The sequence below is a fragment of the Nicoliella sp. ESL1120 genome (assembly GCF_058508515.1).
Genome location: NZ_CP196384.1, coordinates 218781 through 242211, shown reverse-complemented (window position 1 = coordinate 242211; position 23431 = coordinate 218781). Strand labels below are relative to the sequence as shown.

Genomic DNA, 23431 nt, shown 5'->3' with positions numbered 1-23431 from the left:
TATTGAACCCACAAACAACGCTTAATTATACACTATTTTTGAATTTGTTTAATAAGCTAATCTAATCCGGTTTTAAAATTTAAATTAAACTACGTTGTTTTTTGTTATGTATTAAATATGTTACTAGCGTATAATAATATTTGATACATTATGGTTTTTACATAATAAAATTATTCCAATTTTGGTTTATTTTATGTATTTTGATTCAGAAAATTAGGGAGTGATTAATTTGCCTTATAATAAATATCGTTTTAATAAAGTAAATGATAAAAAAGCATTAAAGAAAGTGAAAAGGCAATGGGTCGTAGTTTCAGTGTCAATGCTTGCTGCTCTAGGGGGAGCAACGATTGCTGAAAAAGCAGTGACGGTTAATGCCGACACCAATCCTTCTATTAATAATGATAACAGTGGAAGTAGTTCTGCTGATAAGCAATCAGGGGGCGCTTCCGCTAGCTCAACTGGAAGTAGCGTAACTAGTGATAGCACGAATAGTTCTACGGTTAGCAGTGCTAGCGGTTCCAATAGTGGTTCTACCAATGGGAGTAGTTCCTCATCAACCACTAGTTCGAACTCGTCTGCAAACGCTAGTGCTAGTGGAACCAGTAATACTAGCAGTGCTAGTGGCAGTGCTTCAACAGGTAGTAATAATTCAAACACCAGCAATTCTTCTGGCAGTTTCGTAAGTCAGGTTAACAGTGCTATCGATAGTGCTAATTCCAGTATTGCGGCTTCTTCTGCCAGCGCTGATCCTGTAGTTGTAAGTGCACAGTCTCAATTGGATACGGTCATTTCACAAGGGAGTGCCGTTAATTCGCAAACTAGTGCGGTTTCTGCAATGTTTAGCTCCGTGGCTGTTGCTATGAGTTATGCCAATTCTAATAGCGCCTCGATTGATTCCTATTCTGCGATGAGTAGTAATGCAGCTGTATTGAGCTCCGCATATAGTTTAATGCAAAGCTACCAATCTAGTGCAAATACGACCAATAGTTCAGCTACCAATTACAAGTACAAAGTGCTGACTAGTTATGCCGTTAGTGCCTATGCTGGTGAATTGACGAACGTTTCGAGTGCTAACGCTTCGAACCTATCGCTAGCAACCGTGCTCTACAATAGTGCCAGTGCCGCTGTGATCGCAATCAATAGTGAATATTCGGCCACTTCGAGCAACTATGCTAACGCTACTTCCGCCGGTTTGAATGCGCAGGGGACCACCAACACGACTGTCAACGTTACCACGGCCCAAGAATTTAATGATGCAGTGATGAACCCGAACGTCTACCATATTAACGTTTTAAATGACATCGACTTACACCAGGCCCAAGGGGTGACCGATGCGGTCCAAACTCGTCAGGTGACTAAGAACGATAACACCAAGGACTTTGTGATCAACGGGTTAAAGGCCGACGGAACCTGGGCCAACATCGACTACGGTGGGGTTGACTACAGTCCGATGAACACGCGGACGATCACGTTGATGAACCAAAACATGTACGGGACCTCCCAATACGGGATCATTACCGACCATTTGGGTTCTGGAAAACCACTGACCACCGATACCTACATTAATAACGTAACCTACACGGGACCACAAATGATTCAAGCCAATAACTTGAACGCCTACATTCAAAATAACGTGACCGTTAATAGTGTGCCAAGTTTTACCGTTTCTGGGATTCCTAGCGATACGGCGACCCACTATGCCGACGTTACCAACAGTCGGAACCTTGAAGTTATTTCGATGACCGTGATGAGCGGGGCGACCTACAACGGTTATACCAATAATGGGACCGTAATTGAATTACAGGGCCAGTTCAACGTCCAAAAGGGTGCCACGGTTAATTTGAACCCGAACGGGGATGCCAGTACCTACTTTGGGCAATCCGCAGCAGCTCCTTCAATCAAGCATGGTTCACAAAGTGTCAGAGCACAAGGGCTATACGCTAAGGGGACCGCTGTGATCAACGGGACTGTCAACATCAACACCGGGAACATGCAGACTGGGAGTTCCAGTAATACCGGGAACAGTAGCTGGGGGACCAGTGCCCTCTACCTAGCCTCTGGTGCCAACATGGTTGTCGATGGTGGGTCCGTCAACGTCTCGATCAACAGTAAACCAGCCGCCTACCCAGTTGATATCGAAGGGAACCTGGATGTTAAGAACAGCGGTCAGTTCAACGTGTTAGGGAAAAACATGACCGACTACCAAAACATCGTTACCTATATTGGTGGTACCGTGACATCCGAAACGAACGGATTATTGCAATCCACGATCAACAACGTTACCGGAACCGGGAATCCATACGTTCTCCAATTGGGTTCGAACGCTACCTTGAACGTTGTAAACGGTGGGAACCTGATCCTGTCATCGGATGGGACCAGCAACCCGACGCTACTGTACACCCAAGGGACTGTTAACATTAATACCCCAGGGCAGGACGTTGTCTTTGATCTAGACACCACCCATTCGGATCCCGCCCAAAAGCAAAGTGCGGGGATTATTTCCAACGCTAACTTCAACGCCTATGCGGTTAGTGTGGATAACAACGGGAATGCGCAGGGAGCCTACTACGCAGTTAAGATTCCAGCCAGTGGGAACATCCTGTATTACAACGCCCAGGACAAGGCTTTTGAAAATCTGCCAAGTAACGGTGTCAATGGCTCGACTTCAATTACCAATTCCAAGTACCTGTCGTTTACGGCATCGCCAACCGCCAACTTCATTAGTCCACTGAACGTCCAAAAGGTGGTTAACGGGGATGGAACCGACGTTAATGAATACGAAATTTCTGGAACCCTCTCTTTGACGGGGGTCAATAACATCCCTGAATCCTTGAAGAATAAGCCAGTCTACATGAGTGTGGTCGTCAACGGCCACCAACTTCTAATTGACAACAACGGCCAGGGAGTCGTTGATGATCCTAAGACTGATGTCGATGGGGATGGTAATAAATACACTAATACGCTTCCGGTGAGCTACGTGAACGGACAGTTAGTGACCTCAATGCCATTTAGCTATCGGGTTCCCGCCAGTTGGTTGAACGATTTTAAGGCGGCCACCAGCAGCACGAATGCGATCGTTAACTCGTTGTCTGTTACTGCGCACTACTTCGTTTCAACGATCGATAGTGAACTCTATGAAGATAAGAACGGGAATACCTACACCAGTAGTAACATCATTAACCCAACAACCGGTCCGTTCAACGTTTCTAATACCCAGATCTATTCTGGCAGTATCAAGAACCACGCAATTACTGATCCACTCTACCTAATTAACCAACCAGCAATTGATCAAGCCAATGCTTCTTCATTGCAGGCTTCTTCAGCTGGCAGCAGTATGACCGCCTTTGCTAGCTCGAACGGCAGTGCGATTAGCTCGACTGCGATCAACAACTCTAGTTACGCCGTTAAGGCTGCTAGTGCCGCTAGTGCGACGAACGTTAGTTACACCAGTGTGGTCAGTCAATCAAGTGCCATGCAATCGTTGGCCTCACAGGGATATCCATCTGCAGTTGCAATGCAATCATCAATGGCTAGTGCCGTTAGTGCAATGACGATTAATAGTTCGAATGCTTCTGAGTACAACTCCCAAGCCCAAGTCGCCACTAGCTTAGCAACTTCTGCTAATAGTGACTACATTGTTCAATCGAACAACGTCAGCAGCTACGCTAGTTTGGCATCTTCATACGCCAACAACGTTACCTCAAATAACAACGCCGAAGCCAAGTTGAGCAACTTCGGCCCATCCGATAGTGATGCCTCCAGTGCCTCTTACTATGCTTCTTTAGCGAGCGCTGCAGTCTCATCCGCCAGTGCTGATTATTCTAACTTCAGCAGTGCCGTTAGTGCTGCTGCCCAACTGACCGATAGCGCCGTTAATGCTTCGAACGCGGCTGCGAAGTTTGCCAGTGCTGCCAACAGCATCTACAGCGATGGGGTTGACAATGCAAACAGCAAGGCCAGCTCAGCCGTTTCAGGGGCTCAAAGTGCCGCCGACAGCATTAGTAGTTTATCAAGTAGCGTGAGTGCTAACGTCAGCAATGCCGATTCAGTAGCCTCTAAGGCCCAATCAGAAGCCAACGCCGTTAGTGCTGCCCAACAATCTGGAAATAGTGCTTCGGCTGCCATTAGTAGTGTTGCCAGCCTTTATCCCAACGATTCGCAAATTAACAGCGATCAATCGGTTGCCAGTGCTGCTAATAGTGCCTTGAACAGTGCCCAATCGGCAGGTTCAGTTGCTAATTCGGTAGCTCAGTCTGCCAAAAACGATGCTGATAATGCGGCTTCTAATTATTCAACCGCTAGTCAAGCAGCTAGCCAGGCGATTGCCAGTGCGCAGAGCGCCTCCGTGCTTGCTTCTAGTTATGAATCCGCTGGTAACTTTAATAAGGCTTCTTCCGCCGCTTCCGATGCAGCAGTGGCGAATTCCGCTGCTCAAAACGCGGTCTCCAGTGCTAATGCGGCCAGTCAGGTGGCTTCTAGCGCCTATAATTCTGCGCAAAGTGATGAATCCAGTGTGGCTGCAGCAAGCAGTGCTGCAGCTAGTGCACTATCCAGCGTCGCCAGTGCCAACAGCAATACGTCCGCTAGAGCAGCTTCACTTGCTAACTCGACTGCCAGTGCTGCCGATAGTAATGCCACTAGTGCCAATAGCAAGACTAATTCGTTGACGAGCGATTCTGCTAACCCATCCAACGTTGCATCGTTAACTAGTCAGACCAACGATGCAGCATCTGGGGCTTCTGCTAGTGATAGCGCCGCTGCCAGTGCCGCTAAGGAAGCTTCCGATGCCAACGCCCAGGTCAAGTCGATGGCATCTGCTAACCCGAACAACTCAACCGTTCAAAGTGCTGCATCTGGAGTAGCGAGCGCCAACTCAGTGGCCCAATCCGCTGCTTCTGATGCCGACTCTGCCAACACGGCCGCCCAATCCGCCAGCAACGATGCAAGTAGTGCAAGTGTGACCGCCTCAGCAGCTGCTAGTGTGGCCAATTCTGCCGCTAGTGCAGCCAAGAGTGCTTCAACTGCTGCTAGTCAAGCCGCTGCTAGCGGTGATCCCGTGGCGGCTTCTAGCGCAGCTAGTGCTGCCAGTGCTGCGGCTAATAGCGCCCAATCTGCCATCAGCAATGCCTCAGTTGCCCAGTCTAATGCCGTGATTGCATCCAATACTGCTTCCGCTGCTTCTGCCAAGGCATCTTCGGCTGCCAGCAATGCTGTTTCAGCTAATAACACCGTTCAAAGTGCAGAAAGCACTGCTAATAGTGCCATCGGTGGTGCTTCCAGCTATGCCAACGAGGCCAAGGCTCAAGCATCTTCTGCTGCTAATACCACCAATAATGCGCAACAGACCGCTAGCAGTGTTGCTGTGTTGAGCAGTTCTGCTAAGTACTCTTCAGAAGCCAGTGCAGCTTCCAGTACTGCTAGTCAAACAATGAGTTCGGTCGCATCAGCAAGTAGTGCCATCAATAGTTTAATCAATTCCAATCCATCTAACGCTAGTGTCCAAAGTGCCGCCAGCGTGGTTAATAGCGCCAGTGTCATTGCCAGTTCTGCTTCGATCGATGCGTCCGTTGCATCCAGCGTTGCTAATTCGGCTTCATCCGCAGCCAGCGCTGCTGCTCAATCCGCTGCTGATGCTGCCAATTCAGCAGCTGTGCAATCTAGTGTTGCCAATGCCGCTGCTAGTGCTGCAATTAGTTATGCTGCTAATGGTGATGTGAGTGCTGCATCATCTGCTGCCACAGCTGCTAAGTCGGCTGCGAGCCTTGCTAGTTCAGCCAATGATGTGGTCCAATCCGCTAATTCGAATGCTCAAGCAGCGACTGATAGTGGAAACGCCGCAGCTGCTAAGGCTTCCAGTGCGCAATCAACGATCGCTAGTGTCGCCTCCGTTGCTTCTTCCGCCATTGCTGCTGTCAGCAACAGCGTCAACGATGGGGCTGATTACAACCATGAAGCCAGTTCCGCTAGTTCTGCTGCCTCGAGTGCTTCCGCTGCAATTAGTGGAACCTCTGCTGACGTTAATTCATCGATTGTTAGTGCTACCTCCTATGCTTCTGCAATTGCTGATGACGTAAGTAGTGCCAATAACTTTGCTTCAGGTGCCAGTTCGTTGAACAGCGATGCCCAATCAATTGCCGCTTTACATCCAAACGATTCTGCCATTGTTAGTCAAGCGCAGGTTGCTAGTTCTGCCAACTCGGTTGCTAATAGTGCTGCCAGTCAAGCAGTTAGTGCGCAATCAGCTGCTGAGACTGCAAAATCACAAGTAGTAAGCAATGCTAGTATTGTTGCCAGTGCGAGCGTTATTGCTAGCTCCGCCGCCAGCACTGCTGCTAGTGCTTCTGCAGCAGCATCTAATGCGGTGGCCAGTGGGAACAACTCGGTGGCCCATTCCTATGCCGACCAGGCATCCAGTGCTGCTGAAGTTGCTAAGTCAGCACAATCAGACGCAAACAATGCTGATCAAGCTGCGAGCCTAGCCAACAGCACCGCTGCCAGTGCTAACGCTACTGCTTCTCATGCTAGTTCGGTCGCTTCTAGTGCCAACCGTGCTGTTGCTAACGCTGATGCAGCAATTAATGGTAAGGCCGGAAGCCAATACGCTAGCGATGCTGATAATGATTACAGTGATGCCAGTAAGGCAGCTTCAGTCGCCAACGAAGCTGCGAGTGGAGCGAGCGGTGCTCAATCTGCTGCTAACGATGCGGCTAAGTATTCAACCGCCGCCAGTCAAGCTTCTGATGCGATTAACCAATCAATGGGTTCGCTCTCTTCAGCTAATAGTCAGGTGGCTAGTTTGAGTTCTGAGAACCCAAGTGATTCTGTCATCAACAGTGCGGTTAGTGCAGTTGCTAGTGACACATCAGTTGCTAATTCGGCCTCATCCGCTGCTAAACAGGCATCCAGTGCCGCTTCTGTTGCAAAGGATGCCGCCGATAGTGCCGCTAGTTCCGCTAATTCTGCTGCTAGCAATGCGAATACACAGGCATCGATTGCATCGCAATACGATAGCATTGCCAACAGCGCTGCCAATTCTAACGATCCATCGGGAGCTAGTTCGGCCGAATCTATTGCCTCCAATGCTGCTGATCAAGCTTCTAGTGACAGTAGCGTTGCCCAATCAGCCTCAAGTACCGCCAACCTATATGCTAAGGCCGCTTCCGTTGCTGCTTCGCAGGCTTCGTCTGCACAGGTAGTGGCTTCCAGTGCCATTGCTGATGCTAGTAAAGTCGCTTCAAAAGCGACCGAGGCCGTTTTAGCTGGTGATTATAATAGTGTTGCTAGTTCCGCCAGTTCGGTTGCCAGCAGCGCATCTGCTGCCGTAAGTTCTGATTCAGCAGTGGTTGCTCCAATCGTTTCCAGTGCGCAAAGTGCTGCTAACACTGCTACTGCTAACCAATCCGCTGCTAACACTGCAGTCAGTTCTGCCAATTCCGCCAGCACAGCAGCCAGCGTAATCGCATCATACTATCCAGATGATTCATCGATTGCCAGTGCGGTTAAGAATGCTTCAACGGCGACCCAAAGTGTTGCATCTGTCGCCCAACAAGTGACTAGTGCTAGTTCAGCTGTCGTTTCTGCAAAGAGTCGGGTTGACAGCAACGCTGCTAAGATTAGCAGCGCTTCTGTCATTGCTAATTCCGCTTCAATTGTTGCGTCAGCTGATTCTGTAGCTGCCTCCAGCGCCGTTGCCGGTGGTGATCGTGCTGCTGCAAAGTCATATGCCGAACAGGCATCCAGTGCCGCTTCAGTTGCCAAGAGTGCTCAATCTGATGCTGATGCTGCTACTAGCGATGCTAGTCAGGCTAAACAAGATGTTGATAGCGCTGCTAATCAAGGAGCTAGTGCTACTTCTGCCGTACAATCACTTGCTAGTCAAGCTGCTAGTGCGACCAGCGTTGCTAATTCGCTGGCTAGTGAACATGGAAGTAACCCAGCCCTCCCAGGAAACATTGCAGCACAAAGCGCAAAAGTGGCTGCTTCTTCCGCTGCCAGCCTAGCTGATTCGATTGCGAGTGCCAATGGAGCAAACTCCAATGCTGCAGATAAATACGCTAGCGTTGCCAGTGCCGCTAGTTCAGGAGCAAATAGTTCCACCAGTGCAGTTAGTTCTGCTACCAATGCAGTCAACAGCTATGCTTCGTCATACCCAGATAATTCCGTTGTGGCTAGCGCTGCTAATACGATTAGCTCCGCTAGTTCCGCTGCTCAGTCTGCATCTAATGATGCATCCAGTGCTAATAGTGTTGCTGCTAGCGCTAAGTCGGTTGCTTCATCAGCCGCCAACGAAGTGGAAAAGCAACGCTCAACTGCTGAACAAGACTCATATACTGCATCCAGTGCCGCAAGTGCCGCCTCATCTGCATATGTAGCGGGGAATAGTACTGCTGGGGATGCCTATGTGAAACAAGCAGTTGCTGCTGCTTCTGATGCTAGTGTCGCGGTTAGTCAAGCCAATTCTGCTAGTGATGTTGCCAGTTCCGCAGTTAACGATGCTGCCAGCGCCGCCAGAAGTGCGGTGAATGCATCCAGCGTTGCCAGTGCAGCAAATGATGCTGCTAATGCGGCTTTGAATTCTGCGCAATCAGCAGTTACTAGTAGTGGTTCAGATCTTGTTGCACCGACGATTTCAGCCGCTAGCACAGCCGATAGTTACGCTAAGGTAGCTAGTGCTGATAACTCGGGAGCCGCTCAATCAACCAGCTTCGCTAGTTCTGCTAGCGGAACCGTTAATAGTCTAGCGTCCGCCCATCCAGATAACTCGGTTGTGGTGAGTGCTTCTGCAACGACTAGTACTGCTGCTTCGATCGCTAGTTCTGCTAATTCAGTTGCATCTAGTGCCAATAGTGCTGCGATAAACGCCAAATCGGTTGCTGACTCAGCTTCAAGTGATGTGGTGGAACAAAGTAAAAATGCCTCTGCGGCTCTTTCCAATGCAGCAATTGCCAAGAGTGCTGCTTCATCAGCATACGCTGCTGGTGATCCACAATCGGGTGATCGATTCAATAGTCAAGCTTCTAATGCATTAAACACGGCTAGTTCTGCTGCTAGTCAAGCAATTAACGATTCGAACGCAGCTAGTTCAGCCGTAACGAGCGCATCCGCTGCTGCGGATTCAGCTAGCTCGGCTTCAGTTGTGGCTAGTTTTGCCGCTGAAGCTGCTAAGGATGCCTTAAATGCTGCTCAATCTCAATATCCAGGGATGAATAGTGAAGCTTCAATGGCCGTTTCTAACGCTAAGGCTGCTTTATCTGTTGCTACTAGCACCGCTAGTGGAGCATTATCGGACGTAAGCAGTGCCGATAGTTATGCTAAAATTGCTAGTTCCGCCAGCGTTGGTGCTGGTAGTTCTAAGAGTACCGCAAGCTCTGCTAACGATGTGGTGAATAGCTATGTTTCAGCATATCCAAATAACGCAGTCGTTGTGAGTGCGGCTTCTACTACTAGTGTTGCCTCATCGATCGCAAGCTCTGCTAATTCAGTTGCGGCTAGTGCTAAGAGTGCTGCAACTAGTGCCAAGAGTACGGTTGATTCAATTGCAAGTGATGCTGCTAGTCAAAGCGCAATTGCAAGTAGTGCTGCTTCAGTTGTTAATAGTGCCTCCAGTGCTGCTGCATCTGCTTATGCGAATGGCAACCCTACCGCTGGTGATAGCTATAGTCATCAAGCGACTGCAGCTGCTAGTGAAGCCAGTGTCGCTGCTAATAATGCCTCCGCTGATTCTAGTGCTGCTAATTCGGCCGTTTCGGTCGCATCAGATGCTGCTTCCACTGCGACTTCGGCTTCGGTTGTTGCTAGTTTTGCTGCCGATGCTGCAAAGGCGGCATTGAATTCTGCAGCAGCTGCTCTTCCAGTTACGGATAGCGAAGCTTCTGTTGCTAAGTCTACTGCCGATTCTGCTTCTGTCGTTACCAGTAGCGCTAATAGCGTTGCCATTGCTAACGCTAGTGCTGCTGACAGTTATGCTAAAATTGCCAGTGATGATAATTCAGGAGCAGGTATTTCAACCAGTGTCGTTAATTCACTTAATAGCAAGGCGGTAAGTTACGCTGCTAAGGATCCAGCTAATTCAGTCGTTGCCAGTGCTGCTTCTGTGATTAGTGCTGCTAATTCAGTTGCTAGTGTTGCAAATGTATCTGCCAATAGTGCTCATCAAATGGCTGCAAGTGCAAAATCTATTGCTGATTCTGCAGCTAGTGATGCTGCTAGCCAAAGTGCAGTTGCAAGTAGTGCCGCTTCATTAGCTAATGTGGTTTCTAGTGCTGCTACTTCCGCATACGCTGCTGGTAATCAACAAGAAGGTGACAGTTATAGTCGTCAAGCAGCTAGTGTAGCAGCTGATGCTAGTTCAGCTGCCGCTCAAGCATCCCAAGACGCCAGTGCCACCAGTTCTGCAGTTGTATTAGCATCCAGTGCCGCTGGAGTTGCTAGTTCTGCATCGACAGTGGCAAGTAGTGCTGCTAATAACGCTATTGCGGCAATCAGTGATGCTGAATCAGCATTGCCAGTTACGAATAGCGAAGCTTCAGTTGCAAACTCTAATGCAACGGTTTCTTCATCGGTTGCTGGGAGTGTCGATGCTGCTACGCTTTCAGCAGCAAGTAATGCCGATAGCTATGCTAAGGTTGCGAGCGTTGCTAACTCAGGGGCTGGTAGTTCTACTAGCGTTGCTAGTGATGCTAATCGCCAGGTTAATAGCTATGCTGCTCAGTATCCAGATAATTCCGTGGTGGCAAGTGCTGTATCCACCACTAGTGTTGCGCATTCAATTGCAGACTCAGCTAATCACGTGGCTGACAGCGCTAACAGTGCTGCGGCTAATGCCAAGTCCGTTGCTGACTCGGTTGCAAGTGATGCCAATCGGCAAAGTGTGATCGCAAGTAATGCTGCTTCATTAGCAGGGGTTAATTCCACGGCTGCTGCATCTGCTTACGATGCCGGGAACTCATCAGCTGGAGACAGCTATAGCCGCCAAGCATCGTCTGCTGCCGATGATGCTAGCGTTGCCGCTTCTAAGGCGGCCGATGATTCACTAGTTGCTAGCTCTGCCGTTCAAGTAGCTTCGAATGCTGCATCCAGTGCAACTTCTGCTTCCGTGGTTGCTAGCTTTGCTGCGAACGCTGCTGAGGCGGCTTTAAGTGCCGCCGCTTCAGCACTTCCTGTTACGAATAGTGAGGCTTCAATTGCTAAATCACATGCTGATTCAGCTTCTGCCACGACTACCAGCATCGCTAGCGGAGCAGTTTCTGCTGCAAGTAATGCGACTAGTTATGCTGATAATGCTAAGCGTTCGAATGCTAGTGCCGATAGTTCCACTAGTACTGCTAGTTCTGCTAATAATACAATTAATAGTTATGCTTCCCAATATCCAGATAATTCAGCAGTGGCGAGTGCGGTGCCAGTAATTAGTTCTGCTAATAGCGTGGCCAAATCTGCTAATGCAGTCGCATCGAGTGCTAATAGTGTTGCTAATAGCGCAAAATCCGTTGCCGATTCAGCTTCAAACGATGTGGTAACCCAAAGCTTAGTTGCAAGTAGTGCGGCTTCGGTTGCTCGTATTGCGTCCAGTGCTGCATCCAATGCTTACTCTAGTAATGATGCACAGGCAGGAAGTAGCTATAGTCGTCAAGCATCCGCTGCTGCCGATGATGCTAAGTCCGCAGTTGATCAAGCCGCTAAAGATTCAGCCCTTGCTAGCTCTGCGGTTACGGCAGCTGCGAGTGCTGCTGGTGATGCTAGTTCTGCATCTAGCATTGCTAGTTCAGCAGCATCGGTTGCTAAGTCAGCATTGGATTCTGCAGCCTCATCATTACCAGTGATCAGTAATGCTGCTTCGATTGCAAAGTCTAATGCCGATATCGCTTCTTCTGCAGTGGCTAGCGTTGCTAACGTCACGAATGCGAATGCCAATAGCGCTGATAGTTATGCTAAGGTCGCTAGTGGTGATAATTCTGGCGCATCGAGCTCTACTAGTGTTGTTAGTGCAGCGAATGGAATCGTTAATAGTTACGCCTCCGTATATCCTGATAATTCTGTTGTTGCTAGCGCCGCTACCACGATTAGTGTTGCTAGTTCAACGGCTGATTCTGCAAGTACGGTAGCATCCAGTGCCAATAGCGTTGCCGCTAGTGCTAAAGCTGATGCTGATTCTGCAGCTAGTGATGTTTCATTGCAAAGTTCAGTGGCTAGTTCCGCTGCTTCTTTAGCAACAGTTGCATCGAGTGCGGCTTCATTTGCTTATGTTACTGGAAACTCGTCAGCTGGAGATAGCTATAGTCGGCAGGCTTCATCTGCTGCAGCAGATGCCAGCTCTGCAGTCGTTCAGGCTAACAAGGACTTTAGTGTTGCTAATTCCGCAACAATCGTGGCATCAAATGCTGCTCAATCAGCCACGAGTGCATCTGGGATCGCTAGTTCTGCTGCATCCGTTGCGAACGATGCATTAAAAGATGCGATTTCCGCATTACCAACTAATAATAGTACGGCAGCTGTTGCGCAATCGAATGCTGCTTCTAACGCTTCCGTTGTTGCTGGTCTAGTTGCTCCAATTACCTCTAATGCAAGTAATGCTGATAGTTATGCAAAAACTGCTAGCGTTGCTAGTTCCGGTGCTGATGCTTCTACCAGTGCAGTTAGTGTCGCTAATGGAAGTGTGAATAGTTATGCTTCTGAATATCCTAATAATTCAGTGGTGGCTAGTGCGTCTTTGACGATCAGTTCTGCTAGCTCCGTTGCTAAATCCGCCAGTGCAATTGCTTTTAGTGCCAATAGCGTTGCTATGGGAGCTAAGAATACTGCTGATTCTGCTGCTAGCGATGTTAATAGTCAAAATGCGATTGCTAGTGCTGCTGCTTCTAAAGCCACTAGTGCATCCAGTGCTGCATCATCTGCCTATGCTGCGGGTGATTCACAGGCTGGTGATAGTTATAGTCGCCAGGCATCAATGGCTGCTGATGATGCCAGCGCAGCTGCGGTTCAAGCAGCGAATGATTCTAGCGTTGCTAGTTCAGCGGTCAATGCGGCATCGAATGCTGCTCAATCAGCCACAAGTGCATCAATCGTAGCCAGTTCTGCAGCTGCGGTTGCTAATGGAGCCTTGAGTTCAGCAGCAGCTTCGCTTCCTGGTAACAATAGTGCTGCTTCCGCTGCTGAATCGGCAGCTAGTGCAACTACAGGGGTTGCTAATGCGACAATATCAAACGCAAGTAATGCTGATAGCTATGCGAAGGTTGCTAGCGTTGCCAATAGTGGAGCTGCAAGTGCTACTAGCGTTGCAAATAATGATAATAGTCAATTAAGTAGTTATGCAACGCAATTCCCAGCTAACTCAGCAGTTGCCAGTGCGTCATCGGTTGTTAGTTCAGCCACTACGGTTGCGAACGTAGCTAATTCAGCTGCATCCAGCGCGAACAACATTGCGGCATCAGCTAAGTCAAATGCTGATTCTGCTGCCAGTGATGCGGTCAGTCAAAGTGCAATTGCATCCAGTGCTGCTTCCATTGCTAACAGTGCTTCCATAGCTGCTGCTTCAGCATATGCAAATGGTAATTCTCAATCTGGTGATAGTTATAGTCACCAAGCTGTTAGTGCTGCCAGTGTTGCTAACGCTGCCTTAGCAAGTGCAACCAGCGACTCGAACGTTGCTAGTTCAGCGGTGTCAGTTGCTTCCAGTGCTGCATTCGTTGCCACAAGTGCATCGGTCGTTGCTAGTTCTGCTGCCAACACTGCTAACTCAGCCGTTGCTAACATTTCAAATGCAAATAACTTTAATAGTGCTGCTTCCATTGCTACCAGTGGTGGAGTTGCTGCTGCGAGTGCCGCTTCCCAATTCGTTAGTCTAGCGAGTTCATCAACGAATCAAATTGCTACGATTGCTTCTCAAGCATCAACAGCTAACGGGCAAGCTAGTGCAGCTGCCTCTGCAGCTCCTGGGAATCCATTTGTTCAATCAGCTGCTGCGCTTGCATCGAGCGCCAATGTGATTGCTAGTTCAGCTTACGCAGGGGCTGTCAGTGCAACTACTAAGGGGCAGTCTGCTAACCAAGTTGCATCCAGTGCCGCTAGTACCGCTGCTTCAGCAAGTACTGCAGTGGTGAGTGCCGCTGTTGTAGCTAGCGTGCAAGCATCGGTTGCAAATAGCTTTGCTAACAACGGCAATTCTGCAGCCTTTATCAGCGCTAATGCGTTGGTTAATAGTGCTAATCAAGTTGCCAGTTCAAATGCGGTAGTTGCACAAAGCGCTTCTGTTGTTGCTGCTAGTGCCAATGCGGTCGCTTCACTTGCTTACGTTAGTGCTGCTAGTTACTTTGCAGTTGCTCAATCAGCTGCACAAACGGTGATTGCTGCCAATTCTGCTGCACAATCAGCAGCCACTGTTAGTGCTGGTGCTGGCTATATCGTAAATCCTACTACGAGTAGTCAAGCTATCTTGGCATCATCATATGCTAGCCAAGCAGCTTCTAATAACACCGTTGTTAATAGTGCAACATCATTAATTATTAGCAATAATAATCAGGCTGCTTACTACTCATCCGTCGCAAGTTCAAGCACTTCACAGGCATCACAAGCGGCTATAACTGCTTATAGTGTTGCTTCTGTTGTTGCTAATGTATATGCAAGTAATGCCAATGCCACTAATAATAGTTATGCGACCCAAGTTAGTTCTGCTACGGTTACAATTGGATCTGCATCTGCTGATGCAATTATGGCAAATAGCGTGGCAGCTAGTGCTTATGCTGCCGCAAGCGTTGCTTCAAGTGCTGCTAATAGTGCCTACGCAGTGGCCAGTGCAGCGAACGTGACTGCTAGTGCTGCATATCAATCTGCATCGGCAGCCTATGCCCGTGGCGATATAGCTGCAGGAGATAGCTACACTTCAGTTGCTGGTTCCGCTGCTAGCGTTGTCTCAGTTGCTGATGGTCAAATTACTTCTGCTAACGCTGCTGCTAGTTTGGCAACATCACAAGCTAGTTCGGCAGCTAATCGGGCCGCCAGTGATTATCAAATAATGATTTTAGCAGCTCGGATCGTCTTTTCTGCAGCCAGTGCTGCCGGAGTAGCAACGCCTGATATTGATCAAATTGGCGGAAGTGGTAATTCTGGATTGATCAATCCAGATGGAACTGCTGCTTCTGGGACCACCGTAGGGAACATTGATAATTACCAACGCGGGTTGGATGATGCTACCGATGGTTATAAGAGTGATCCAATCTACACTAACGATCCAACTTATACGGGGGCCTTTGATGGTTATTCTGACGCATACAATGGGCAGAGTGCCAAAACTGACTTTACTGGGAAGTCAGCTCTTTACCAATCTGATTATGCAAGAGCATATGATGCTGGTAGAACGGCTTACTTACGGGATGTTGCTAGTGGTAAGAAAGCTGCTGATAAGAAGGCTTATGCTGTGGAATCTTTGGATGGACAATCAGCTGGTTATAAGTATGGATATGTGACCGAATTCAACAACAAGTTGAAGAAACATCCACTATATGTATATAACAATCGGGCGCTTTATCTATATGACAGCAAGAACTTTTATGCTGCGGATCGAATCAAGAAGTATAATAAGACCATTCAAAGAAACATTAGTGAATTTAGGATTAATCGAATCGCTGTATCAAGTAGTGGTTTAATTCGTTACTATGTTAAGAGTCATTTAACTAATAATGTTAAGCATGGTTATCTTACTGCTAAGAGTGGCTATTTAGTCAATGCTTACTATCAAACCGCTGATTATAATGCTGCTGGTGAAAAGGTGGTTAAGGTTTTGAATCCACTTGGTGCCCGTGCTCATAGTACTAAGACTTTCAATTCTGATAAGGGTAAGTATTACAAGCCTGGAGCAGAGATTAGAGTTAAGCGAGTTGTGAAATATAAAGGATTAACTAGGTTCTATATTGGAAATGGTAAATATATTACTAGTAACAAGAAACTTGTTAAGTTTATTTAATTAAATAAAGTCAAAAAAACGTCACTTGATGAAGTGGCGTTTTTTTTGTTCTATAAATCGATTTTTAAAATTTAATCATGTATAATTACGAATGAATGGGGGTGAAATGATGCTAAAATGGATTAAAGAGTGGCACCGATTTATGAAATCTGGCGCATATAAAAATGAAAAATACCAAAAGCGTTATCATAAATGGCAGCAGGCAAATCAAAATCGTTATGGGAAGGGTGATCAGTACTATCAATATCATGGGAAACCCACAAATGATTTTCAACGCGGTTATGATCAAGCATGGCATGATAGTATAACCATGGAATATTTAGCACCACATAAGTTGATGACTAAAATTTTTAAATTTTATCAAAACAAACGTTATAAAAGGGGGGTGGAATATAATAGTGGCTATGAATCATTCTTTAATAACGATTAAAACTAATGGAAGTGTGTTACTCAAACGGGTTACTATGATTCTTTCAACAACTGGGTTAGCTATGTTTATGTTTGTTTCACCAGCTGGTGAGGCTAAAACAACTAATGCACCACTGGTTAGAACTTTACATAGGATCAATATCTACAGTCAAAAAAAGTTTAAAGATGCTAAATTACTGGGTTTTTATGCCAAAAACCAAAAAATTCCAATAATGAGGGTGGTTACAATTGGTGGAATGACCAGGTTTCAATTGTTGGATGGAAACTACATTACTGCAAATAAAAAATTTGTGGAATTAGTAAAATAATTTATGAGGAGCTAAAAAATGAATATTACAGATTATTTTCGAATGGGTTCTTCGTCATATCTGGTGTATATGATAGTCTTTGGGGTATTTTTCTGTATTTTTATGTACGGTGCAAGGCATTTGATTTATAGACATCGCAGGATTCAGGTACAAAAAGCAATCAAAGAGGCTCCTGAGATTGCTAATAGCATGACAGCAGGACAAACCGTCGTAAAAAACTTAATTACAATTGATGACGAAAAAATTTCTGAATTTTTAGCACCATTTACTGCTGATAAATTCGATGTTCATATTAGTAATAAACGGATTGGAAACAATGAAAGTAACCATTTAATAACGGTTGTAAAAATTACGAAGAAGGTCCATCCAAGATAAGATTTTATTTAAATCAATTGGCGGTGTTTTTATATACAATTTTAATGCAATGTGTGATAATGAAGTTGTTTTAACTAGGTTGTGACTTGGAGGTCTTTAAATATGAATAAGAATAGATTACATAACTTAAAAAAGAGTAAGAATGGATTGGTTTTAGGAGCGGTCACCTTAGGGGTTTTAACGGTCGGATATATGGATAATCAATATTCAGTGAGTGTCCATGCTGATACTAACAGCGTTGCTAGTAGCAATGCGGGGTTAGCTTCAGTTGCTAGTTATGGACAGGCTAGTTTGGCCGTAGCAGAGGGGGCCTTATCTTCTGCTAGCTCGGTAATCTCGACTGCGCGGAATCAATTTGTTAATAACGCTAGTTCAATGAATGATTATACCGATAAGCTTAGCGATGCATTTGCAAATGCTACTACTGCTAATCAAAATAAGTATGCTAGTTTAGCTAATAGTGCAGTGGAGCTTACCGATTATCAGAATTATACTAGTGAATATACTGATAGCTTTAATAGTGCTACTAGTGAGTATAATGCTGCTAATTCAGCTTTAAAAACGATTGTTGATCAATTTGAACAAATTACTAGCCAATCAAATGCTGCTTCGGTTTCCACTGCCAGCGCTGCTTCAGCTACTAACTCATTAGTTTCTGAGGGTTCAACCCAAGCTAGTGTAATTACTAGTGTGGCAAACTATACTAGTAGCATTGCTAGTCGTGTTCAATCCTATGCTGATGATTATAAAAACACTGTAAAGTCACTATCTAATGATCTAGCTGGTAAGGCTAAAACCAGTAAAAAGAGTGTTACGAATGCTAAAAAGGCCGTTAAAGATGCTAAAGCCCAGGTAAAAAAGGCTAAGGGGACTAAGGCTAAAAAGACTGCTCAAAAGGCATTGAAAAAGGCTGAAGCTGCTCTTAAAAAACTTGAAAAATAATTAATAATAAAAATGACGCTCGGTAATTGCTTCCGAACGTCATTTTTTTGCCTAAGTCAGATAGGTGGGTATTTGTTATAAAGGACGGCATTTCATCAATAATTGCATGGTATAATATGGCTATTAATTTATCCCACAGGAGGAAATCTTCAATTGAGAAAAAAAGCGCTTCACTTCAATGATCAAGATGAGTTCAACATTATCCAAACCCAAATCGCTAAACGGCTGCAGGGCCACTGTGAATCAATATCCGCACGATTTGATCCAAATCAACGAATCGGAGTGATCAACCTATCCGTTTGGAACGATATGGATAATAACTTCGGATTTCAAGAGTCGCTTTCGATGCGGCAAGCAGACGATTTGATCTTATTGACAGATAACGGCGATGCATATTCGATCGTCAGCGATATTTATCGTGATCAACATGGTCATGACGTTGATCCAATCATTGTTAAACGAATCTATAGCAAATCGATCGCTCAGTATCAACAATCAAGTGGTACGCACCCGTACCTTAACGATGACGAAGCAATTCCAGAAATTGTATTTCCGTTTCAGAAGCTCACCGAAGTGGCTGGGGCCTTAGAGCAAATGAACACTGTTTACTTTTTACTTGCCCGTAACACAAGCCAAGCATAAATAATAAAAAAAGAACGTTTTGTGGTGCCGAACGTTCTTTTTTATAACCTAGTTAATATATGGCAAAATTGTAAGAACCATCGGATATTCGTATATAAATCTAGTGTAATTGGCATTAGTAATTAAAAAACAAGCTATACTAGGACTTCCTAGTGCAACTTGTTTTTAATTTCGCGTTCAATTCCATATTCTTCGTAGTAACTACGGTTATTCTTGATTTCCCCACTTGCGTATAAATTAATTTTGTGGCGAAGCCTGTGAATTGATTTATTTAAGTTCGCCCGCTTATCCAGCAGTGCTTGTTCCTGTTCCCGCAGTAATTCCTCTCTTTGCTTTAGGGTGGCATCACCCTTTTTGATCATTGCCACGTATTGCTGAAGGACTTTGACTGCCACTCCTGAATGTCTAAGGCAAACAATCATTTCAAACCATTGTTGTAGATCCGAATCATAATAACGATTACCATGTTCATTTCTAGGGACGTTGGGGATTAGTCCGATGCGCTCGTAGTAGCGAATTGTTTCAACGCTAACCCCATATTTTTGGCATAGTTGTGTAATTGATAGACTCAACTGATCACTTCCTTAGTATTTATTATAGTAGCTGTAGTTAACTACATGTCAATTTATTTATTTATTCATTTGGGGTTGTGCTGGACCTCACTATAGGTGGTTTAATAGATAACGTTAACGATTACCAAAAGGAAGGAATTTCGATATTGAAAACATTAATTTTATTATTCCACCCCGATTTAGCACAATCACGCGTAAACAAAGCGTTAATTAAGGCGATTCGGGACGTAAATGACCCTAACGTTACCATTCGAGATGAGTACGCCGTTTATCCGAATGGCAATATTGACGTTCAAAAAGAACAACAACTTGCTGAGCAACATGACCGAATTGTATTCCAATTTCCAATCTATTGGTACAGCTCACCCAGCTTAATGAAGAAGTGGGAGGACTTGGTATTACTGCACGGTTGGGCATATGGATCAGCTGGAACGGTGTTGCACGGCAAACAACTGTCGTTAGCCGTTTCTACGGGCGCTCCTGCTGAAAATTATCACATTTACGGAGCATTCGGGCATACAATTGACGAAATGCTATCGCCGTTTAAGGCCACTAGCAACTTAATTGGGACCCATTTTACGAAGCCGTTTGTGACACAGGGAGTAATGCAGAGCTTAGACGACCAGCAACTTGCTACGCGGTCGGCAGAATACGCTAAATATATTATCGAAGGAGTGGATTAAAAATGAAGTTTATTGAAATTGCAACACCTAAAGCAGAACCATCTCAGTTGGATAAACAACAAATGAATCAGGTAATTGCTGAACACTTGGCATATCTGCGCAACCAATCCCAAATTGGCAATTTAGTGTTCGCTGGATCAACCATCGATAACGTGGGCGGGCTAATTGTATATCAAGCAGCGGATGAAGCTGCTGTTACTCCGTTAGTCCAAAATGATCCACTGTTTCAAGCAAATGCGATGAATATTCAAGTGCATCCGTTTAAAACGCTATCAGATTTAGAATAAATAAAATGACGTTCGAAAGTTACTTCCGAACGTCATTTTGCTTATTATTAACTATTTTTCAGCCTTTTTGAGGGTTGCCTTAGCTTTCTTAAGGGCCGCTTTAGCATGATCATATTTCTTTTTAGCATTTTGTTTTGCCTTTTTAGACTTATGCTTACTATCCTTTACATCTTGGGATGCTTTTTTAAGTGCCTTTTGAGCAGTTTTTACCTTTTGCTTAGCAGTTGTCACTTTATTACCATTGCTACTGGTTTGACCAGTACTGGAAGTGCTAGTTGATCCCGATGATTGGTCGCTAGAGCTAATTGTGGATGCGGTATCACTACTTGGATTGTCCGTTCGATTATTAATCTTATCAAGCGTTGTTTTAATTTTACTATCTTTTGGAATGATACCAGCTGATTCAAGGGCTAAAGCAGTCTGCATTACCTGAACATCGGCATCTGCATTGGGACTATGGGTACTATTATATTCCTCGATTTGTGAAATATAGTCTGGTAAATTATTAGTACCGTCGGCAACATCTTCTTCACCTAGTGTGCTAATTGTTACAACGTTTAGTGGCTGCATGGAGCTATCCTTTGCGTTGAATGTCATCGTGTCCATTTGGCCTACCCATCCGCCTGAATTAGGGCCAGTTAAATTGACCTGATTTTCATCTCTTATGTAAGGAGCCGTTGTAAATAAGAATTGTTGCTTAATGCTACTAACATTATTATAAACTTGCTGACCAGCATCAGTTAGGACAGCTCCTTCGATTGGATCAGATTGGACGTATTGAGCAGTTTGTGAATCTAGTGGTTTGAGTAAAATCCAAGCACCAGTACCGGCATGAGCAACAGTGGGGCTCAAAAAAGTATCGTTGACGGTATTTACTGCTGCAACTCCACCAGCAGAAAGGGTGGCTAATGTAGCTAGGTATATGATTGTCTTTTTCATTTAAGATCATCCTTTCGTTATTAATCTAAATTAGCATCAAAATTGATAACACACTTTATCTAACTTATTGTACATTATACACTAATCATTCCCAAATTGTTGCACCATAACATCTAATAGGTTGATCAACGGTTTAGTCAGCTAGCTTTCCTTTAGGGATACCAGCCCGATTCTGACTTTTAAAATGAGACTATTAATTTTTAATGGAACGATATTAGAATAATTCTTAGTGGTTAATACTGATTGGGGGATGAGGGCGATTGCGGCATCGTTTTGCTTAACAACGTTGATGCAGCTATCAAAACTACTCAGTTCAAATTGATAATTGGGAAACATTAATTGTTTTTGAAAGTATTGGTTGATTAGCTTTCGAAAGTAGAATGTACCACTGAGGGTGGCGATTTTTAATTTTGCAATCTCAGTCATCGAGATGGATGCATTACTACTGAGCGGACTCCCATCAGCAACTACGGCAATTACTTCATCGCTGAAAATGTATTGCGAAGTTAGTGATGGATCTTCAACTGGTAGAAATGTGACTCCGTTGGTTCAAAATGATCCGTTGTTTAAGGCTGATCTAATGAATATTCAGGTGCATCCATTTTTAAAACACTATCAGATTTAGGTTAAATAAAATGACGCTAGGGCAGGGTTCCCGAGCGTCATTTTTTGGTTAATTTATTGTTTATTTACAATTGAATATAGCTTAATGGCCAATGATAGTCTTTCGACTTCCTCTGGATTTTTAATACTGAGCTTTAATGTTTTTTCGACCTTTTTTAGTCGATAGACAGCGGTATTACGGTGTAAAAATAAGTTATCAGCGGCTTTGGATAGTGATTGATTGGCGATAAAGTACTGTTCTAATAGCTCAAGCAGTTGCTCAGACTCATTGGTCGGTAAGTTAAAAATGCCACTTAGGGTTGATTTAATGAACATATTCACTTCATTTTTAGGGATTAGACTTAAGATATCATCAACGTCATCGGGCCGAAATTCAACTGGGGTATCTGAATGATGACTTTTGGCTAGCTCTAATGCTTCTCTACATTCATTCATTAATTTTTGAAAATTGAATAATTGCTTTTGATAGCTAGTAAAACCGATCCTAATTTTGAAATCACTGAAAGTATCAATAATAAAGTTCTCTAGCTTTTTTAATATTTCAGTTAAGTTACCATCTGTCTTAACTAATACAAAGATTTTAAAATCCCAGTTAATGACAACGATTGGAATTTCGATTTTTTGAAAATACCAATAAATATAGTCAACAATTTTATGCATTGCTGCTTGATGATTTCCGGTATCCACTGAATTAGCTTCATCAATTGCAAACGCTTGGTAGGAGTCATTAATATCCAAGTCTTTAAAGCTCAGGGTATTTTTAAAAACTTCTTTAGACATTTTTTTGGAAAGTAGGGTTTCGAAGAATTCACTTTTTCTTTGCCGTTCATCATTAATGTTAATGCCGACCTGCATGTTTTCCAAACTGAGGAGGTTCACCATATTATCAATTAATAGGTGCTGACCAGATCCATTAATGCTAGTTAAGTTAAAAATGACGAATCGACTCGTTAGTTTATTGACCGTTTTTAACGGGTAAATGACGTAATTATCTAAAACTCGTTTAGAGTTCTTGAGTTTTAATAATTCAATTTTTTCAGAAATGAATTGAAATAGTTGATCATTAACTAAAGCCGCTTTGTTTTTAGCTTTAAGACGACCAAAAGTGTCAATGATGAACACATCACATTTTAATAATTGGGAAATGTGGTCCAAAATCTCGTTATCACTGCGTTCGGCCAAAATATACTTAGAAATGTATAGAGAGTCATTCATAATCTGGGTCAATTCATCGGTTTGTTGCTGTAGAACCGCATGGAGCAAATTTCTTACAACGACTGATAGACTAACGCTGTCTGGTAATAAAAGGATTGGAAAGTGGGCCTGATTGGCAACTTCAATCACACTCTTTGGAATTTCATTGAAGTATCTGCGATCCTTAATGCCAATCGCAGCTGCCCCTCTTTGGCGCATTGCAATAATGAGCTCGTTTAATCCTTGTAGGTTATTAATGAAGTGATACCCAGTCGTTACCAATAACTGTCCCTTGACCACGTAGTCAATAATGTCAGGAGCTTCCATCATGCCCACCGTTGTTAAGTTTGTAGATAGATCCGCATCCGCATTGATTAACTTAATTTTGCTAAATTGCGGACGGGCTAATAGTTCTGCTAGTTTCATATATAATCCCCACTTACATCTTTTAAAGATGAATTTGTATAAATTTACTAAAATC

The 23431-nt window shown here is 44.6% G+C and carries 13 protein-coding genes; 9 read left to right on the top strand and 4 right to left on the bottom strand.

Going from position 1 to position 23431, the window contains the following annotated elements:
* The first annotated feature begins 229 nt into the window (after positions 1-229).
* The 6 genes from ACSYTE_RS08030 to ACSYTE_RS08005 all read left to right on the top strand — a co-directional run bounded on the left by ACSYTE_RS08030 (position 230) and on the right by ACSYTE_RS08005 (position 18651).
* Positions 230-15955: a DUF5776 domain-containing protein gene (locus ACSYTE_RS08030; protein WP_491717536.1), complete on the top strand. Its 15726-nt coding sequence runs from the start codon at positions 230-232 to the stop codon at positions 15953-15955.
* Between the two features lie 109 nt (positions 15956-16064).
* A complete protein-coding gene (locus tag ACSYTE_RS08025; protein ID WP_491717535.1) occupies positions 16065-16385 on the top strand; it encodes a hypothetical protein in 321 nt (106 codons plus the stop codon).
* A complete protein-coding gene (locus ACSYTE_RS08020; RefSeq protein WP_491717674.1) occupies positions 16360-16692 on the top strand; it encodes a DUF5776 domain-containing protein in 333 nt (110 codons plus the stop codon). The genes ACSYTE_RS08025 and ACSYTE_RS08020 overlap by 26 nt, the downstream gene beginning before the upstream one ends.
* Before the next feature lie 18 nt (positions 16693-16710).
* The gene (locus ACSYTE_RS08015) at positions 16711-17067 is read left to right on the top strand and encodes a hypothetical protein (protein ID WP_491717534.1); all 357 of its coding nucleotides are present in this window, start codon (positions 16711-16713) and stop codon (positions 17065-17067) included.
* A 102-nt stretch (positions 17068-17169) separates the two neighbouring features.
* A complete protein-coding gene (locus ACSYTE_RS08010) occupies positions 17170-18009 on the top strand; it encodes a hypothetical protein (protein ID WP_491717533.1) in 840 nt (279 codons plus the stop codon).
* 153 nt (positions 18010-18162) lie between these two features.
* A complete protein-coding gene (locus ACSYTE_RS08005; RefSeq protein WP_491717532.1) occupies positions 18163-18651 on the top strand; it encodes a hypothetical protein in 489 nt (162 codons plus the stop codon).
* A 149-nt stretch (positions 18652-18800) separates the two neighbouring features.
* Here ACSYTE_RS08005 and ACSYTE_RS08000 read toward each other — a convergent pair whose 3' ends face one another.
* Positions 18801-19223 carry a MerR family transcriptional regulator gene (locus ACSYTE_RS08000; protein ID WP_491717531.1) on the bottom strand — a complete coding sequence of 141 codons (423 nt, stop codon included), beginning with the start codon at positions 19221-19223 and terminating at the stop codon, positions 18801-18803.
* Between the two features lie 146 nt (positions 19224-19369).
* On the opposite strand from ACSYTE_RS08000, the gene ACSYTE_RS07995 reads away from it, so the two are divergent.
* The gene (locus ACSYTE_RS07995; protein WP_491717530.1) at positions 19370-19906 is read left to right on the top strand and encodes an NAD(P)H-dependent oxidoreductase; all 537 of its coding nucleotides are present in this window, start codon (positions 19370-19372) and stop codon (positions 19904-19906) included.
* A 2-nt stretch (positions 19907-19908) separates the two neighbouring features.
* Entirely contained in the window at positions 19909-20193 is a 285-nt protein-coding gene (locus ACSYTE_RS07990; RefSeq protein WP_491717529.1) for a YciI family protein, read from the top strand.
* Between the two features lie 51 nt (positions 20194-20244).
* Here ACSYTE_RS07990 and ACSYTE_RS07985 read toward each other — a convergent pair whose 3' ends face one another.
* Positions 20245-21132, bottom strand: a complete 888-nt coding sequence (locus ACSYTE_RS07985; protein WP_491717528.1) for a hypothetical protein — start codon at positions 21130-21132, stop codon at positions 20245-20247.
* Positions 21133-21273: 141 nt separating this feature from the next.
* Complete coding sequence (locus ACSYTE_RS07980) at positions 21274-21627, bottom strand: LysR family transcriptional regulator substrate-binding protein (RefSeq protein WP_491717673.1); 354 nt, start codon at positions 21625-21627, stop codon at positions 21274-21276.
* On the opposite strand from ACSYTE_RS07980, the gene ACSYTE_RS07975 reads away from it, so the two are divergent.
* Positions 21563-21757, top strand: coding sequence for a hypothetical protein (locus tag ACSYTE_RS07975; protein ID WP_491717527.1), 195 nt, complete (start codon positions 21563-21565; stop codon positions 21755-21757). The genes ACSYTE_RS07980 and ACSYTE_RS07975 overlap by 65 nt on opposite strands.
* A gap of 53 nt (positions 21758-21810) precedes the next feature.
* Here the strand turns inward: ACSYTE_RS07975 and ACSYTE_RS07970 are convergent, their stop codons facing one another.
* Positions 21811-23376, bottom strand: coding sequence for a PucR family transcriptional regulator (locus tag ACSYTE_RS07970; RefSeq protein ID WP_491717526.1), 1566 nt, complete (start codon positions 23374-23376; stop codon positions 21811-21813).
* Positions 23377-23431 lie beyond the last annotated feature (55 nt).

Coding starts and splice junctions, on each gene's coding strand:
- ACSYTE_RS07970 (WP_491717526.1), bottom strand. CDS start 23,376: ATGAAACTAGCAGAACTATTAGCCCGTCCGCAATTTAGCAAAATTAAG.
- ACSYTE_RS07990 (WP_491717529.1), top strand. CDS start 19,909: ATGAAGTTTATTGAAATTGCAACACCTAAAGCAGAACCATCTCAGTTG.
- ACSYTE_RS08010 (WP_491717533.1), top strand. CDS start 17,170: ATGAATAAGAATAGATTACATAACTTAAAAAAGAGTAAGAATGGATTG.
- ACSYTE_RS07975 (WP_491717527.1), top strand. CDS start 21,563: ATGGATGCATTACTACTGAGCGGACTCCCATCAGCAACTACGGCAATT.
- ACSYTE_RS08020 (WP_491717674.1), top strand. CDS start 16,360: ATGAATCATTCTTTAATAACGATTAAAACTAATGGAAGTGTGTTACTC.
- ACSYTE_RS08015 (WP_491717534.1), top strand. CDS start 16,711: ATGAATATTACAGATTATTTTCGAATGGGTTCTTCGTCATATCTGGTG.
- ACSYTE_RS07985 (WP_491717528.1), bottom strand. CDS start 21,132: ATGAAAAAGACAATCATATACCTAGCTACATTAGCCACCCTTTCTGCT.
- ACSYTE_RS08025 (WP_491717535.1), top strand. CDS start 16,065: ATGCTAAAATGGATTAAAGAGTGGCACCGATTTATGAAATCTGGCGCA.